General features: G+C 60.3%; 2 protein-coding genes. Both read right to left on the bottom strand.

What is annotated here, in order from left to right; genetic code table 11:
* Positions 1 to 102: 102 nt before the first annotated feature.
* Positions 103 to 468 carry a hypothetical protein gene (locus M1B35_RS31805; protein ID WP_268264067.1) on the bottom strand — a complete coding sequence of 122 codons (366 nt, stop codon included), beginning with the start codon at positions 466 to 468 and terminating at the stop codon, positions 103 to 105.
* 7 nt (positions 469 to 475) lie between these two features.
* Positions 476 to 745, bottom strand: a complete 270-nt coding sequence (locus M1B35_RS31800) for a gp53-like domain-containing protein (protein ID WP_425273467.1) — start codon at positions 743 to 745, stop codon at positions 476 to 478.
* Positions 746 to 951: the final 206 nt, after the last annotated feature.

Genomic DNA, 951 nt, shown 5'->3' with positions numbered 1-951 from the left:
TTCTGTTTGAGCCCGTTGGCTTCTGCAGCAACTGCAGCTTGTACAGTGTGAAGTCGTCCCCCACCTGGCGCAGCTGCGCGGCGGTGTGCGGTCGAAAGTCCTTCACGCCTTCCGTGTCACGGCAGGCATAGAGGCTGTCAGCCCGGCCAAAATGACGCCGGTCAGGTTCAATTGGTCATCCAGTTGACTGCCGTACTGGTGAGCTGTGCCCAGGGCTTCGGACCAGAACCCGGCGGTGGTTTCGGTTTCGCAGGCGTAGTTGATCGACTGGGTTTTGCTGCTGTAGAGCACGTCCAGGGAAACGCCACGGCGCGATACCACGGGCACACCTTCGTCATTCAGCGCAACTTCTTGGCCGACGAGTTCCAGGTACTTGCCGTAGGTGATTTCAATCGCATCACGGGGGAATGTCAGGTTGAGGTCTGACCGGTAGAGCCCTTGGCTCTCGGGGCAATAGGCGTATTTCATGGCGTGTTTAACGTCCGAGGATGAACCAGTGGGTGGGGTAGTCGATGCCTGATGAGTCGTAGCCATCCAGGCCGATGGCCAGCGTTGAGTTGGTCATTGCCTGGATGTACGGGGTGCAAGAGCCCGACACCGCGCCGGATGCCATAAGCGCGGTCACCTGGGCGTTGTAGGCGGCATTCGGGAACGTCGTGGGCAATGTGATGGTGACCACCTGGCTAAGCCCGCTGCCGATACTCCGGACGGTGTTTGTCCCCCATTGCCAGATAAAACCGCCCAACCAGGACGGCAGGGCTTACAAACCCCGGTTGTTCCGAAGGTGGCGGCGAACCCCCATCGGAGCTTCTTGGCGCTGATAAACGCGGTGTCGTCGGTCCCAGTGTCGGTTTGGAGCTGTGTGGCCACCTTCCGCGCCGCCAGCCACTGTCTCCGTGGCCTGGCTGGCTGTGGTGGCGATGGTGACGTTATTCGTACCGTCAAAGCTCA

It is taken from the genome of Pseudomonas morbosilactucae (genome assembly GCF_023241665.1).
Classification (GTDB): Bacteria; Pseudomonadota; Gammaproteobacteria; order Pseudomonadales; family Pseudomonadaceae; genus Aquipseudomonas; species Aquipseudomonas morbosilactucae.
The sequence above is the reverse complement of the archived record's forward strand: the minus strand, read 5'-3'. Positions and strand labels throughout refer to the sequence as shown.

Coding starts and splice junctions, on each gene's coding strand:
- M1B35_RS31805 (WP_268264067.1), bottom strand. CDS start 468: ATGAAATACGCCTATTGCCCCGAGAGCCAAGGGCTCTACCGGTCAGAC.